The organism is uncultured Gemella sp. (genome assembly GCF_963525165.1).
Taxonomy (GTDB): Bacteria; Bacillota; Bacilli; order Staphylococcales; family Gemellaceae; genus Gemella.
In genome coordinates this window covers 1-16,596 of the sequence record NZ_CAURJN010000007.1, presented here as the reverse complement: position 1 = coordinate 16,596, position 16,596 = coordinate 1, and the positions used below count along the sequence as shown (strand labels likewise).

The window sequence follows — 16,596 nt, the reverse complement described above, 5'->3', positions numbered from 1 at the left end:
AACAATATCTCCTTTTTTATATTCATACCCTAAAAAGGTTACTAATTATTATAACGTAAAATATATTGTTTGTATATGAAAAAATACAGAGTTTAAGAGTAATTCATTATAGGAGGTTTAACTTTGTTTTAACTTTAGGTAGTATAGTGTATAATAATATAAGAGAAACTATAAAAATAGGAGGTCTAAAATGAGAATACTAAGAAGTTTACTATCGTTATTAATAGTATTAGCACTTTTTGGTGGTGGGTTAACTTATGCATTAACACCTAGTGAGAGTATAAAAACTTCAGAAAAACTAGCAAATGTTCAAGCAGCTACAACAGTACAGGATTTAAATAGTGATTTGATTTCTAATGTAGGTTTTGCAAATTCAAAGTTGTCAACATCTTTAAAATTAGATAATAAAACATTTCTTTCAATCTTTAAAAATGCAGTTGAAAAAGATTCAGAATTATTAAACGGAAGTTATAAATTAGTTGGAAATCATATTGAAGCGAAATTGCCTGTGAAACTAGGACTGTGGGATACTATTATTACCACAAATATAAGAGTCGTCGGCGCGAATAATGGTGTAGAGTTAATTTTAGAAGATGCAAAAATTGGTAAAGTACCTATTCCTGATTTTGCTTTGGAAAAATATTTGAAAGAAGCACTGACAGGGACTGGAGTTGGAGTGAATGGAAATTTGGTTTCAATAAAGGCTTTAGGTCTACCGGTTAATGTTGATAGCGTGGAACTATCAGGTGGTAATATTAACGTGACTGCTTCATTAACTCAACAACAAGTACTTCAATATACTGCTGATGCATTAAAAAATTTAAGAAGAGGATAAAAAATAATTTAAGACTTTAGAAAAAATTATATAAAAGAATGAGAAAATTATTCATATCTCATTTATATAAGGTTTTACTGAAGTCTTTTTATAAATTTCAAAATGTTTTCAGAAAATTTTAAATTAAATTCACATAAAATACTTGAAAGTTTATGATTTATGTAATATAATAAATCTATCGTAAATAAAGACAAGACATCTATGTGGAGTTTTTAGAGAGAAACTGGTTGGTGGAAAGTTTTATAGAAGCATGGAAGTTATCACTTTATTGTGTAATTATTTTAATAGAACAAACAAGTGCTCTTGGTAGGAGTTAAAAGAGGTGGTACCGTGGATACATTTCGCCCTCTGTAACTTTTACTAAGAGTTTTTTATTTTGAAAGGAGAAAAAATGGTAGAATTAAAAGATACATTATTAATGCCAAATACGAAGTTTCCAATGCGTGGAAATCTTCCAAATAAAGAACCTGAATTCCTAAAACGTTGGGAAGAAATGGATTTATATAACAAAATTTTAGAAAAAAATGCTGGGAAGCCATCATACGTACTTCACGATGGACCTCCATATGCGAATGGAAATATCCACATTGGACACGCGTTAAACAAAATTTTAAAAGACTTTATCGTTAAATATAAAAACATGAACGGTTTCGTTTCACCATACGTTCCTGGTTGGGATACGCACGGTCTTCCAATCGAGCAAGTATTAGTAAATAATGGTGTTGATAGAAAATCTATGCCAGCTAATAAATTCAGAAATAAATGTAAAGACTATGCATTAAAACAAGTTGATAAACAACGCGCTGACTTCAAAAAACTTGGGGTTCTTGGTGACTGGGAAAACCCATATGTTACACTTGATCCAAAATTTGAAGCTGAACAAATCCGCGTATTTGGTAAAATGGTAGATAAAGGATATATCTATAAAGGATTAAAACCTATCTACTGGTCACCATCTTCAGAATCTGCATTAGCTGAAGCTGAAATCGAGTACCATGACCACACTTCACCATCTATCTATGTTGCATTTGACCTAGTTAGTGAGAATGGTGCAGTTGAAAAAGGAACTAAGTTTGTTATCTGGACAACTACTCCTTGGACATTACCTGCGAACTTAGGTATTGCTGTTCACCCAGATTTCGAATACCAAGTTGTTAAATATAATGGAGAAAGCTACTTAGTTGCTAAAGAAAGAGTAGCATTCTTAGCTGAAAAATTCGGTTGGGAAAACTATGAAACTGGTGAAGTATTAGTAGGTAAAGATTTAGAGTATTTACTATGTCAACACCCATTCTTAGATAGAACATCTACATTAATCTTAGCAGATTATGTTACTCTTGATTCAGGGACTGGGCTAGTTCATACAGCACCTGGACACGGGGTTGATGACTATCTTGTTGGTCAATTACAATATAAACTTGGAGTATTATCACCAGTTGATAACCAAGGTGTTCTTACAGAAGAAGCTGGACAATTCGCTGGTAAATTCGTATTTGATGCGAACAAAGACATTATCGCTCATTTAGCTGAAACTGGAGCATTATTAAAACAAGAAGATATTACTCACTCGTATCCACATGACTGGAGAAGTAAAAAACCAATTATCTTCAGAGCTACACCACAATGGTTCTGTTCTGTAGATGCATTCCGTTCTGAATTATTAGAAGCTGTAGATAACACTAAATTCTACAGTGAGTGGGGTAAACCAAGATTATATAACATGATTCGTGACCGTGGTGACTGGGTAATCAGTCGTCAACGTGTTTGGGGTGTGCCAATTCCTGTATTCTATGCTGAAAATGGCGAAGCTATCCTTGATATCGACTTAATCGAGCACGTAGCGAAAATCTTCGAAGAAGAAGGATCAACAGTTTGGTTCTACAAAGAAGCTAAAGAATTATTACCAGAAGGATACACTCACCCAGGAAGTCCAAATGGTGAATTCACTAAAGAAATGGACATCATGGACGTATGGTTTGATTCTGGAACATCTCACCAAGGATGTTGTGCAATTCGTAAAGAGTTAACATATCCTGCTGACTTATACCTAGAAGGAAGTGACCAATACCGTGGATGGTTCAACTCTTCATTAATCACTTCTGTAGCGGTATCTGGAGTAGCTCCATATAAAGAGTTAGTATCTGCTGGATTCGTTATGGACGGAAATGGTAACAAGATGAGTAAATCATTAGGTAACGTTATCTCTCCAAATGATGTAGGTAAAGAATTAGGTGCTGAGATTATTCGTTTATGGTCTGCAAGTGTAGACTATACTCAAGACGTACGTATCTCTAAAGATATCTTAAAACAAGTTTCTGAAACATACAGAAAAATTAGAAATACTTTCCGTTTCTTACTAGGAAACTTATACAATGGAAGCTTCAACAACAAAACAGATCTTCTTGCATATGAAGACCTTGAAGAATTAGACAAATACATGGTTCTTAAATTCGAAAAAGTTGTAGCAAAAGTATTAGACTACTACGAAAACTACCAATTCAACAGTATTACTACTGAACTAATTAACTTCTTTAACGTTGAATTATCTTCATTCTACCTAGACTACGGTAAAGATATCCTTTACATCGAAGGTGAAGATTCTCACAAACGTCAAAGTATGTTAACAGTTCTTTACACAGTATTAAGTAAATCTGTTAGATTACTTGCTCCAATTCTTTCATTCACAGCTGAAGAAGTATATGACAATATGCCATACGAAGATGCTGAATCAGTTCACTTAACTGATTTCCCAGTTAAGAACTTAATCGATGATGCAGCATTAGAAGCCAAATGGGATAAACTTTTAGAAGTTCGTGATGATGTTAATAAAGCATTAGAAGAAAGCCGTAACGAAAAAGTTATTGGTAAATCTCTAGAAGCAGCTGTTGAAGTATATAGCAATGATGCAGAAGTAGTTGAGTTATTAAACTCTGTTGCTAACTTAAACCAATTCTTCATCGTAAGTAAAGTAGAAGTTAAAGAAAATGATGGTGTAGCTTATGATCTTGCTACTGTTAAAGTAACTAAAGCTGAAGGACACCGTTGTGAACGTTGTTGGAATATCGTTGATGAAGTAAACGAAGAAGGTTTATGCCCACGTTGTGCTAGCATCTTAAATAAATAATTTTTAAAAACTCAAATTAACTCAGATTAATTTGAGTTTTTCTTTATGATACCAAAGATAAAACTTTTAAGAAATATAATTGTCAGTTAATGTTTAGACTAAGAAATAGTTTTCTTTTTTTATAGGTAAGTTGTAAAATGAAAATAAAAAGATAGGTGGGATTATTTATGCGTTATGGTTATATACGAGTATCGACAAAAGAACAAAATATAGATAGACAACTGACTGCATTATCATTAGAAAATATTTCAAAAGAACAAATTTTTATAGACAGAGCTTCAGGGAAAAATTTTAATCGAATTGAATATCAACGTTTATTAACAATTTTGCAAGAAGATGATGACTTGGTAATTAAATCTATTGATAGATTAGGTCGAAATTACGATGATATTTTAGAACAGTGGAAATTACTTACAAAAGTTAAGAAGGTTCATCTTGTTGTTTTAGATTTCCCTTTGTTAAATACTAGAAATAATATTGATACTATAACAGGAAAACTTATTTCGGATTTAGTTTTACAAGTTCTTTCATACGTATCGCAGATGGAACGAGAACAAATCAAACAACGACAGATGGAAGGGATACATGAGGCTAAAAAGCGAGGAAAAAGATTCGGGCGTCCTCAAATAAAAATACCAGATGAATTTTTGGTTGCTGTAGAATGTTATAAACGTAACATGTTAACTATAAGAGAGGGAGCAAAGTTATTCGGAGTTTCAAAAAGTACATTTCATAATTGGTTAAAAAGAGTGGAAAAATCGTAAATAAATGTAGACTTTTTTAGACAGACATTGGATATATAATTTGTTACATTCAATGTCTGTCTAAACGTATATTACTTCATTGAATATTTCTTAGTTGTTATTTTATCAAATTTGTCCAAAAAAGTCTGCTTTTTTGGACAAAAACACTATTTCAAAAATACTAGGAGGAAATTTCAAATGAAATCAAAAAAAACTAAATCAATTAAACTTTTAGCACTCTCTACTGCGGTATGTACAGCTATTGGAGCTACTTCAGTTCTAACTTCAGTTGATGCTTTTGCATCTTCAATAACTCAGGAATCAGGTAATGATACTAGAGGGGAATTAGAAATTGTTACAAATCCATTTAAAACTTTTGAAGATGCTAAGGACTTCGTAGATAATACGTTGGAATCACTTTTAAATAATAGCTCTTATCGAACTTCAATTGTTCCATTAGATTTTCCAAATATTGAAAAGGGGTATGTTCTTATAACGAATTTATCGTATAATTCTGAAACATTTTCAAAATCGGAAGCGGAAGCATTAGCTAATAAACTAATTGCTGTAGCTGATGTTACAATTACTGGAAATAATCTATCAGGAACAATAAAGCCAAAAGAAGAAAGTAACGTACCATCAGGAACAATAAAGCCAAAAGAAGAAGGTAATACACCATCAGGAACAATAAAGCCAAAAGAAGAAGGTAACGTACCATCAGAAACAATAAAGCCAAAAGAAGAGGGTAACGCACCATCAGGAACAATAAAGCCAAAAGAAGAAGGTAACGCACCATCAGGAACAATAAAGCCAAAAGAAGAAAGTAACGTACCATCAGGAACAATAAAGCCAAAAGAAGAAGGTAATACACCATCAGGAACAATAAAGCCAACGGAAGAAGGTAACGCACCATCAGGAACAATAAAACCAATAGAAGAAGGTAACAAACCAAGTAAATCATTAGAAGATAAAAATAAGCTTGATACAAAATTAAAAGAAGATAAAATTAACAAATCAATAAATAAATCAGAAGGTGATTTAGGGAAGAAAGAAACAAAGAGTGTTCTACCAAGAACTGGAGAAACAACATCTTCATTATTATTGATAGGTGTAATTATGGCGGGTCTAGGAATTAGTTTTGCTGTGAAACGTAAACAAGGATAAATAATATATATCATTATGTTTTATTTATTAGTAATTTTTAGGAGATATTGTTAAGTTTAAAATATAAATTTAATATAAATTTATAAAAACTATGAGATTTATATTTGAGTGACTCTGCTAAATAAAAAAATAAGAGCTATATAAAAATAAAGTTTTTAAGAAAAAATATTTTTAGGCTCTTATTTTTATGTTTTTTATAAAAAATATTATAAGTCCAAAAAAATGGACAGATGTCTTGTTATAATTAAATCACAAAACGAAGAGGTGATTAAAAATGGAAAAAGATTATATTACAATTACAGGAATGCAACATTATTTTGGAACAACAGTTTTTAGAGTAGGAGATGTTATAAGCTGTGAAAAAGAGTTTGATAACGATTATGATGAAGAAGCGATAAAAGTTATGATGAAAACTTTTGGTAAGGTTGGATACGTAGCTAATTCAAGTCGTACTGTGGCAAAAGGTACAAAAAGTGCAGGAAGAATCTATGATAAAGTAGGAGATAAGTTCTTTGTTAGGGTATGTTTTGTTACTGGTGGTTCTGTAATCGCAGAAGTTGTTAACAAAGATGTAAAAATACATAAAAGTAATAGAAAAATTCGTAAATAGTTGTTATTATATACATAAGTGTATATAAGGAGAAAAATTTATGGAAAAAGGAAGATATCAAAAATTAAAGCTATTGTACTTATTAGAAATATTAAGAGACTATAGCGATGAAAATACTTATTTAAGTGTAAAAGAGTTAACAAACTTACTTTTAAAAAATGAAATAGTTGTAGAGAGAAAAACTTTATACAAAGATATAGAATTATTACAAGATTATGGATTTAATATCGTGGTGGAAAAAAATGGTCGTGAAAATACTTATGCTTTAGTAGAAAGAGAATTTGAGCTTGCAGAGGTTAAGATGCTGATTGATGTTATTCAGGCAAGTAAATTCCTAACCGCGAAAAAATCTCGCGATTTAATACTAAAACTTAAGAAATTAGCGAGTAAACAACAGGCACAAAAAATTCAAAGGCAGGTATATTCTTTCGAGGAGAATAAATATATAAATGAAAATATTTATTATAATGTCGATGCTATTCATAATGCAATTGCAGAAAATAAGCAAATTAATTTTAATTATTGGCAATGGAATTATAAGAAACAGATGATTGATAGAAAAAATGGTGAAGTTTATAATGTAAGTCCATTCGCTCTAGTTTGGAATGATGAGAATTATTATATGGTTGCCTATGATGCTAAGACAGATTTAATAAAAAATTATCGTGTTGATAAGATGAGAAACGTTGTTATTGCTGAGAATGATAGATTAGGTCATGATAAGTTCCAAAAAGAAGATATATCGAGTTATTCGAAGAAAATCTTCGGTATGTATGGTGGAACTTTAGAAAGGGTGACTTTGGAGTTTAAAGAATCGTTAATTGGAGCAATTGTCGATAGATTCGGTAAAGATATTATTATTCACAAAAAAGATGATTCTTATCAAACTTCTGTAGAAGTCATGTGTAGTAGTCATTTCTTAGGTTGGATTTTCTCTTTAGGTAGTGATATTGAAATATTAGCGCCTCAAAATGTTCAAGACTTATATGTGAGGGAAGTAGAGAGTTTACTAAAAAAATATAAATAAAAAATATTCTAGTAGGATTTTAAGAGGGAGTTCTACTAGAATTTTTGCTTATTTAAAATCAAAAAATATATAAATTCATTTAGCTTTCTTAGTCAGATATGATGCCTACTTAATATCAACTTAAAATCGTTGTAATGTGGTTGCTTTAATAGAAAATGAATGTTATAATTAAATGATGAATTATAAGATGATTATAAAATCATTTAATAGAAAAATATGTCGGAAGGAAAATGTTAATGGCTATTTTAGGAAAAATATTTGATGCTAATAAAAGAGAAGTAAAAAGTTTATCAAAATTAGCTGACAAAGTATTAGCTAAAGATGAAGAATATTCAAATCTTAGCGATGAAGAATTAGTAAATAAAACAGAAGAATTTAAAGCTTATATTCAAGAACAAAAAGAAAAAGGTAAAGATACACCGGATATATTAGATAAAATTTTAGTAGATGCGTTCGCTGCAGCTCGTGAAGGGGCATTACGTTCTCTAGGAATGAAACCATATAAAGTTCAAATCATGGGTGGTATCGCACTTCACCGTGGTGATATCGCGGAGATGAGAACAGGGGAAGGTAAAACTCTTACTGCGACAATGCCAGTATACCTAAACGCATTAGCAGGTGAAGGTGTACACGTTGTTACAGTTAATGAATACTTATCACAACGTGATGCTCAAGAGATGGGAGTTTTCTATAACTACATGGGACTTTCTGTAGGTCTTAACTTAAACTCTCTAAACTCTGAAGAAAAAAGAGCTGCATATAATGCTGATATCACATACTCAACAAACAATGAGTTAGGATTTGACTATTTAAGAGATAACATGGTTAAAACAGTTGAAGCACGTGTTCAACGCCCATTAAACTATGCTGTAATCGATGAGGTTGACTCAGTACTTATCGATGAAGCACGTACACCACTTATTATCTCTGGTGAAGGTCAAGAATCAACTTCATTATATCAAGTTGCAAATGCCTTCGTTAAAACTCTGAAAAAAGCAGAGGAAGAAGATGGAAGTGATGGAGACTATACTTTAGATATTAAAACTAAATCTATTCAACTTTCTGAAAATGGTATTGATAAAGCAGAAAGTTATTTTGGACTAAACAATCTTTATGAGTTAAAAAATGTTGATTTAACGCACCATATTAACCAGGCGTTAAAAGCTAACTATACAATGTCGCTAGATGTTGACTACGTGGTTGCTGAAGACGGGGAGATTTTAATTGTTGACCAATTTACTGGTCGTACAATGCCTGGACGTCGTTTCTCTGAAGGATTACACCAAGCTATCGAAGCTAAAGAAGGTGTGCCAATCCAGAAAGAAAGTAAAACAATGGCGACTATTACATTCCAAAACTTCTTCAGAATGTATAAAAAACTTAGTGGTATGACAGGTACTGGTAAAACAGAGGAAGAGGAATTTAGAAACATTTATAATATGTTTGTTACAACAATTCCTACGAACAGACCAATCCAAAGGATTGATGCGCCAGACTATATTTACTCAAATATGGAAGCTAAGTTTAATGCGGTAGCACAAGAGGTAAAAGAACGTTATGACAACGGACAACCAGTTCTTTTAGGTACAGTTTCAATTGAAACGAGTGAATTAGTATCTAAATTATTATATAAATACGGTGTTCCTCATAAAGTACTTAACGCTAAACAAAATGAAAGTGAAGCTGAAATTATTAAACAAGCCGGACAACGTGGTTCGGTAACTATCGCGACGAACATGGCAGGTCGTGGTACGGATATTAAACTTGGAGAAGGTGTTCGTGAGTTAGGTGGTCTTGCCGTTATTGGTACAGAGCGTCATGAATCACGTCGTATCGATAATCAGCTACGTGGTCGTTCAGGACGTCAAGGGGACCCAGGTTACAGTAGATTCTATCTATCGCTAGAAGATGAGCTTATGGTTCGTTTCGGAGCTGACAGATTACAAAAAATCATGGGGAAAGATGATGATACGCCACTTGAAAGTAGAATGGTAAGTAGATCTGTTGAAAGTGCACAAAAACGTGTTGAAGGTAATAACTATGATTCACGTAAACAAGTACTTCAATATGATGATGTATTACGTAAACAACGTGAAATCATGTATGCTGAAAGAAATGAAGTATTAGAGAACGAAGTTGTTACTGATATTATTCAAGACATGATTGGGGATGCAGTAGATAAAACTATGGCTTATATTGTAGAAAATATGGAAGCTCATAGTGAAAAAGAAGAAACAGAAGAAATTATCAAATCACTAAATGAGAAATTCTTAGGTCTAAAACCTATTACTGATAGTGAGTATTCTGATGTAATGAGCGATGATGAAATTCGAGAGCTTGTTTTACACAGAATTAACCTAGAGTTAGCTGAAAAACGTCAGTTACTTGGTGATGAAACTATGAATTCATTCGAGAGATACATTCTTCTTAACGCTATTGATGATAGATGGACTGATCACATTGACCAAATGGATCAACTTAGAAAAGGGATTTTCCTTCGTTCTTATGGACAAATTGATCCACTTCGTGAGTATAAAACAGAAGGTTACCAAATGTTCGAGGACATGATTGATGATATTCAAGTAGAAGTTGTTACTAACTTAATGCGTATTAGAGTAGAACGTCATGAAGAAATCGAAATGAAACAAGAACCAACTAACCTTGTAACTAACGATAGTAAAGAACATATCGCTCGCGGTCCAATTAAGAGTGCATCTCGTGAAGAGAAAAAAGCTCGTATTGAAGAACGTAAACAACGTATTAAAGAGTTAAAAGCTCAAAAAGAAAGAGAAACTAACTAATAGTTAATATTAAAGAAGGAGACTTGAAAATAGGTTTCCTTCTTTTCATAGCTTTATAATATTTTATAAGGAGGCAAGTACTATGAATAATATAGATAAACTAAAAGAAATAATAGAATTAAATGATAATATTGTCTTTTTTGGTGGAGCCGGTGTTTCTACAGAATCTGATATTCCAGATTTTAGAAGTGCAAATGGTGTATTTAGTGTGGAACTTAATCGTCATTTTACTCCAGAACAGCTCGTTTCTAGAACTATGTTTGTGAAGTATCCTGTAGATTTCTTTGATTTTTATAAGAAGCATTTAGTTTATCCTGATGCTAAACCAAATAGAGCTCATTTTTATTTAGCTGATTTGGAAAAGCAAGGGAAAATTAAAGCGATAATTACACAAAATATTGACACTTTACATGAACAAGCGGGTAGTAAAAATGTTCTTAAACTTCATGGAAGTGTAGATGCAAATTATTGTACTAAGTGTAAAAGTTTTTACAATTTAGAAGATTTTTTAGCTAAAACAGAAGAAATACCGAATTGTGATAAATGTGGTGGAGTAATAAAACCGTATGTTACTTTATATGAAGAAGAATTAGATATGACGGTATTTAACGCTGCGATTGACTTTATTGAAAAAGCTGATGTACTGATTATCGGTGGTACTTCATTAAGTGTTTATCCAGCAGCAAATCTACTACATTATTTTAGAGGGAAGTATTTAGTTGTTATTAATAAGACGTCTACACCTCAGGATAATATGGCTGATCTAGTAATTAATGGTAAAATCGGAGAAGTATTTTCAATATTAGGAGAAAGGGTAGGTGATGTGTAGATGTATTTATTTAGAAAATTAGCTTGGTTTATGAAGTTAGAAAAAAGACGTTATCTTATTGGAATAATTGCCCTTATATTAGTAAGTATTTTTAACTTAATTCCACCGAAAGTTATTGGGACTGTTATTGATAAAATTGAGGCTGGAAATTTAACTAATGGAGAGTTATTCTTAAATATTGGTTATCTTGTGTTAGCTGCCCTTGCGATGTACGCACTACGTTATGTTTGGCGTGTTTATATTTTTGGAGCAGCATATAACTTAGGAAGAATCTTAAGGTCAAGATTATTCGAACACTTTACTAAGATGTCTCCGTCATTTTTCCAAAAATACCGTACGGGTGACTTAATGGCGCATGCAACGAATGATATAAACTCAGTAGTAATGGTTGCTGATTTAGGAGTAATGTCAGCCGTTGATGCGAGTATTACAGCGTTAGTGACATTATTTACGATGATATTTTTAATTAATTTCAAGTTAACTCTTATAGCTATTATACCTTTACCATTTTTAGCATATGCTACTAATTATATTGGGGATAAAAACTATGAGAGTTTTGAAGCAGCTCAAGAATCTTTTTCAGATTTAAATAACAAGGTTCAAGAAAGTGCCTCTGGGATAAAGGTTACAAAATCATTTGGTTATGGTAATGATGAAATTAAGAGTTTTAGAGAAGTTAATAACAAAGTATTTGGTAAGAATGTTATCGCTGCTAAGTATAACTCATTATTTAATCCAATGGTATTAATCTTCGTTGGTTTATCTTACACACTTACTCTTGTCTTCGGTGGAATTTTTATCTCAAATGGTGATTTATCTGTTGGGGAGTTAGTTACTTTTGTGACGTATCTTGATATGTTAGTATGGCCGCTTCAAGCAATTGGTTGGTTATACAATATATCACAACGTGGTGAAGTATCTTATAAACGTATTGAGAGTTTATTAGCTGAAGTTAATGAGGTAAATACTAACTTAGATAGTAAAGTTAAGGCTGAAAATGGTAGACTTGAATATAATATCAACAACTTTGAATTTGAAGAAGGTAAGAGCGTCTTAAGAGATATTAAGTTTGCTATTGAAAAAGGTCAAACACTAGGTATCGTAGGGGTTACTGGAGCAGGTAAAACTACATTATTAAGGCTATTATTAAGAGAGTTTAATATTAAATCTGGTAATATCATGCTTAACAATAGGGGCATTGCTGAATATAGTATTAACGACCTTAGAAAACTTATTGGATATGTACCGCAAGATCAAGTACTATTTGCTATGTCGATTAAAGAGAATATCCGTTTTGCGAATCCTTTAATTGATGATAAACAAGTAGAAGAGATTACAAAAATTTGTGGTCTGTATGATGATATTATGGCGATGCCTGAGAAGTTTGATACGATTGTTGGTGAGAAAGGTGTTAGTCTTTCAGGTGGTCAAAAACAACGTTTAGCGATGAGCCGTGCTTTGATTATTAATCCTGAAATTTTAATCCTTGATGATTCATTATCTGCGGTTGATGCTAAGACTGAACATGTTATTTTAGAGAACTTAAAAGAACAACGTAGTGGTCAAACTAATATCATTACTGCACATAGACTTTCTGCAGTAGTAGAAGCTGATTTAATAATTGTTTTAGGTGATAACACGATTATTGAAAAAGGAACTCATGACGAACTAATCGCCAATAATGGTTGGTATAAAGAGACATATGAAAGTCAACAAATGAAAGAAAGCTTGAAAGGAGGAAGTGAAGATGTCGAAAAGTAAGACGTTTTTTAGATTAATGCGTTATATGTTGCGCTATAAAGGATTGTCGATATTGGCACTATTATTTATATTAATGACTTCGATAGTCGCAACAGCAATTCCTCTTTTAGCTCAATATTATATTGATCATTATATTACAAAAAATATTGCTAAAGCTGGATTATATATACTAATAATTTATTTTGGATTGTTTATCCTAAGAGTTGTGTTTACATTTTTAGGAGAGTATTACTTCGCAAAGGTGGCTCACAGTATAGTTAGAGATCTACGTAATGATAGTTTTGCTAACTTGCAAAAATTAGGGATGTCTTACTTTGATAAGACTCCTGTAGGTTCTGTAGTATCTAGATTAACTAATGATACACAGGCTGTTGCGGATATGTTTGGGACAATTTTCTCAAGTTTCTTAAATACGTTACTTATGTTTGTAGTAACACTTTCTGCGATGCTTGCTTTAAGTTGGCAATTAACAATCTACATGATACTATTTATCCCTGTAATGGTTGGTTCGGTATACTTCTACCAGAAGCTTTCTAGTAGATTAGTAGAAATTTCTCGTGCGAAAATTAGTGAAATGAATACTAAATTATCTGAATCAATTGAAGGTATGAAGATTATTCAAGCGTTTAATCAGGAAAAACGCCTAATTGATGAATTTGGAGAGGTTAATAATGAACACCTTCGTTATTACACTAAATCATTAAAGGTTGATAGTTTATTATTAAGACCAGCTATGGCTTTATTTAAAGTACTAGCATATGGTGTTATCGTAATGTATTTTGGGCTAAGTTTTGAAAGTGCTGGTTTTACTGCTGGGATAATCTATGCGTTTATTCAATATACGAATCAGCTGTTCAATCCATTAATTAAACTTATGCAAAACTTCTCAATTCTTCAAACTTCTATAATTTCTGCAGGACGTGTTTTCACACTAATAGACAATGAAGAATATGAGCCAGAGCAAAAAGATAGTGATTATAAAATTTCACGTGGTGATATCGAGTTCAAAAATGTTAGCTTCTCTTACGATGGTAAACGTGATGTTCTTAAAAATATATCGTTTAGTGTTAAAAATGGAGAGAGTATAGCGTTTGTAGGAGCTACCGGTTCTGGTAAATCTTCTATTATGAACCTATTCTTAAGATTTTATGATTATGATAGAGGAGAAATCTTAATTGATGGAGTTAATATTAAAGACTACAGTTCTAAGGAATTAAGAAACAGTGTTGGACTAGTACTTCAAGATCCATTCTTATATCATGGGACAGTAGAGTCTAATATTAAGATGTATAATGAAAGTTTAACAAGAGAAGATGTTATTGAAGCGGCGAAATTTGTTGATGCACATAACTTTATCGATAAATTAGAAGATAAGTATGATAGTGTAGTTACAGAAAGAGGTTCAACATTTTCATCTGGAGAAAGACAACTGTTAACATTTGCTAGAACTATAGCAAGTAAGCCGAAGATACTTATTCTTGATGAAGCTACTGCAAATATCGACTCTGAAACAGAAGAGTTAATTCAACATTCTCTTGAAAAAATGAGAAAAGGTAGAACGACAATAGCAATTGCTCATAGATTATCTACGATTCAAGATTCTAACTGTATTTACGTGTTAGATAAAGGTGAAATTATTGAATCTGGAACACATGATGAGTTGATAGCGTTAAAAGGTAATTATTACAAAATGTACCAACTTCAAGCAGGTATGTTAAATAAATAGATTTTAAACTAGAAGTGAATAAAGTAGCTTCTAGTTTTTTTTCTAGAGAATATTAGTTGACATAAATTTAAAGTGTTAATTATATTGTGTGATTTTTTATATTAAAAATAAATACTAATAAATCAAAGTATAAAACTTATACCAGTTTTCTTGCATTTAGAATAGAAAAAGCTTACAATTAATGTATTGAGTGAAAAAAAACGGAAAATTTATCGAAGAAATATTTATAAGAAAGAAGGAATTAGAGTTGAGAAAATTTCTAGGGGAAAAATATAATAAGTTCTCACTAAGAAAATTAACTGTTGGTGTTTGTTCGATGACGATAGGGTCATTTTTCTTGGTGTCTACTGTGAATGGAGACGGTAATATAATAAAGGCTGCAGATAATGCAATTGTTCACTATAAGTATGTAGGTGAAAATAATTTAACAGATAAAGAAAAAGAATTAATAAAAAAAGAAGTACCTAATGTGGTGAGTAGTACAGAAGAGACTTATTACTTAGTATTTAAACCGACTAAAACAACACAACTAAACAAACTTCCTAATACTGGCTTAAATTATGGGGTAGGAAGTATACTCCTAGGAGGTATGTTAGGTTTACTAGTTGTTGTGGTGGTGAAAGGTAAAAATAAATCACGTAAAATATTATCAATATTATTGGTTACGAGTATGGGAGCAACTGCTCTAGAGTTACCTGTAAGAGCCATGGAAGACTTACAGTTGTCAGTCTACAACATGGATTATAATTTAAAAGTTGGGGATAAATTGCCTGAGATTTCTGCAATTCCAGGATATAGTTTTGTTGGATTTATTAAAAATGAAACTAAAAAATTAAAAGAAGAAGCGAGGGAAAATGTTAATTCCCAACAAAATAATAAAAAACAACCACAATTAAAAGAAATTACAGATGTAAATGTAACTGGTAAAAAACAGGAAAATAAAGCAAGCTTAGATAATACAGATAAAAAAGTAATAGAAAATACTAATAAAAAAGAAGAGAAAGTAGTACACGGTGTGAATACTGTGAATCCCCAAGATGAGGTGTTAGCTGGAACACTGACTAGACCTGAATTACTATATTCAGATAAAACAATAGAGAACGCAATACAGTATAATCAAATTATAGAAAACAATAATCAGTTGCTCGAGGGAACAACAAGAATCAAACAACACGGTAAGCTAGGGAAAAAGATAGATGTTGTTAGAATATTTACTGTAGAAGGGAAAGAAATATCAAGAGAGTTAGTTTCAACGAATACTATCTCTCCAGTTTCTGAAATAATCGAAAAAGGAACTAAAAAAGTAGAAAGTACCGCTGTTGCTAAAGGAGAAAAATTAGTAAAACCTGCAGTAGAAGTTAAACCAGAATACACAGGAGTACAAGCTGGAGCAATAGTAGAACCTGAGAAGGTAGATTCCCCGAAAGAATATACAGGGGTACAAGCCGGAGCAATAGTCGAACCCGAGAAGGTAGAACCACCGAAAGAATATACGGGAGTACAAGCTGGAGCGATAGTTGAACCAGAGAAGGTAGATTCACCGAAACAATACACAGGGGTACAAGCTGGGGCAATAGTAGAACCCGAGAAGGTAGAACCACCGAAAGAATATACGGGAGTACAAGCTGGAGCGATAGTTGAACCAGAGAAGGTAGATTCACCGAAACAATACACAGGGGTACAAGCTGGGGCAATAGTAGAACCCGAGAAGGTAGAACCACCGAAAGAATATACGGGAGTACAAGCTGGAGCAATAGTCGAGCCAGAGAAGGTAGAACCGCCGAAAGAATACACAGGAGTACAAGCTGGAGCAATAGTAGAACCTGAGAAAGCCGAAGCACCGAAAGAGTACACAGGGGTACAAGCTGGAGCATTGGTTGAGCCGGAAAAAGTAGAACCACCGAAAGAGTATACAGGGGTACAAGCTGGAGCAATAGTCGAGCCAGAGAAGGTAGAACCGCCGAAAGAGTACACAG

11 protein-coding genes are annotated in these 16,596 nt (G+C 32.3%); all 11 read left to right on the top strand.

Annotated features, from left to right (window positions below; translation table 11 throughout):
• The first annotated feature begins 190 nt into the window (after positions 1–190).
• Complete coding sequence (locus tag RWQ74_RS02270) at positions 191–835, top strand: hypothetical protein (protein ID WP_314396411.1); 645 nt, start codon at positions 191–193, stop codon at positions 833–835.
• Positions 836–1,226: 391 nt separating this feature from the next.
• Positions 1,227–3,959, top strand: coding sequence for an isoleucine--tRNA ligase (gene ileS, locus RWQ74_RS02265; protein ID WP_314396409.1), 2,733 nt, complete (start codon positions 1,227–1,229; stop codon positions 3,957–3,959).
• Between the two features lie 167 nt (positions 3,960–4,126).
• On the top strand, positions 4,127–4,723 hold the full coding sequence (locus RWQ74_RS02260; protein ID WP_314396407.1) for a recombinase family protein: 597 nt from the start codon (positions 4,127–4,129) through the stop codon (positions 4,721–4,723).
• A gap of 177 nt (positions 4,724–4,900) precedes the next feature.
• On the top strand, positions 4,901–5,866 hold the full coding sequence (locus tag RWQ74_RS02255) for an LPXTG cell wall anchor domain-containing protein (RefSeq protein WP_314396405.1): 966 nt from the start codon (positions 4,901–4,903) through the stop codon (positions 5,864–5,866).
• A gap of 274 nt (positions 5,867–6,140) precedes the next feature.
• Entirely contained in the window at positions 6,141–6,476 is a 336-nt protein-coding gene (locus RWQ74_RS02250; protein ID WP_314396403.1) for an HIRAN domain-containing protein, read from the top strand.
• Positions 6,477–6,516: 40 nt separating this feature from the next.
• Positions 6,517–7,503 (top strand): WYL domain-containing protein, encoded by a 987-nt coding sequence (locus RWQ74_RS02245; RefSeq protein ID WP_314396401.1) that lies wholly within the window; start codon positions 6,517–6,519, stop codon positions 7,501–7,503.
• A gap of 236 nt (positions 7,504–7,739) precedes the next feature.
• On the top strand, positions 7,740–10,304 hold the full coding sequence (gene secA / locus RWQ74_RS02240) for a preprotein translocase subunit SecA (protein ID WP_314396399.1): 2,565 nt from the start codon (positions 7,740–7,742) through the stop codon (positions 10,302–10,304).
• Between the two features lie 82 nt (positions 10,305–10,386).
• On the top strand, positions 10,387–11,133 hold the full coding sequence (locus RWQ74_RS02235) for an NAD-dependent protein deacylase (protein ID WP_314396396.1): 747 nt from the start codon (positions 10,387–10,389) through the stop codon (positions 11,131–11,133).
• Positions 11,134–12,894 (top strand): ABC transporter transmembrane domain-containing protein, encoded by a 1,761-nt coding sequence (locus tag RWQ74_RS02230; RefSeq protein WP_314396393.1) that lies wholly within the window; start codon positions 11,134–11,136, stop codon positions 12,892–12,894. It abuts the gene before it with no gap.
• Entirely contained in the window at positions 12,881–14,620 is a 1,740-nt protein-coding gene (locus tag RWQ74_RS02225; RefSeq protein WP_314396391.1) for an ABC transporter ATP-binding protein, read from the top strand. Before RWQ74_RS02230 ends, RWQ74_RS02225 begins: the two co-directional genes overlap by 14 nt.
• Before the next feature lie 190 nt (positions 14,621–14,810).
• Positions 14,811–16,596 (top strand): G5 domain-containing protein (locus tag RWQ74_RS02220; RefSeq protein WP_314396389.1); only part of this gene is annotated, 1,786 nt, incomplete at its 3' end.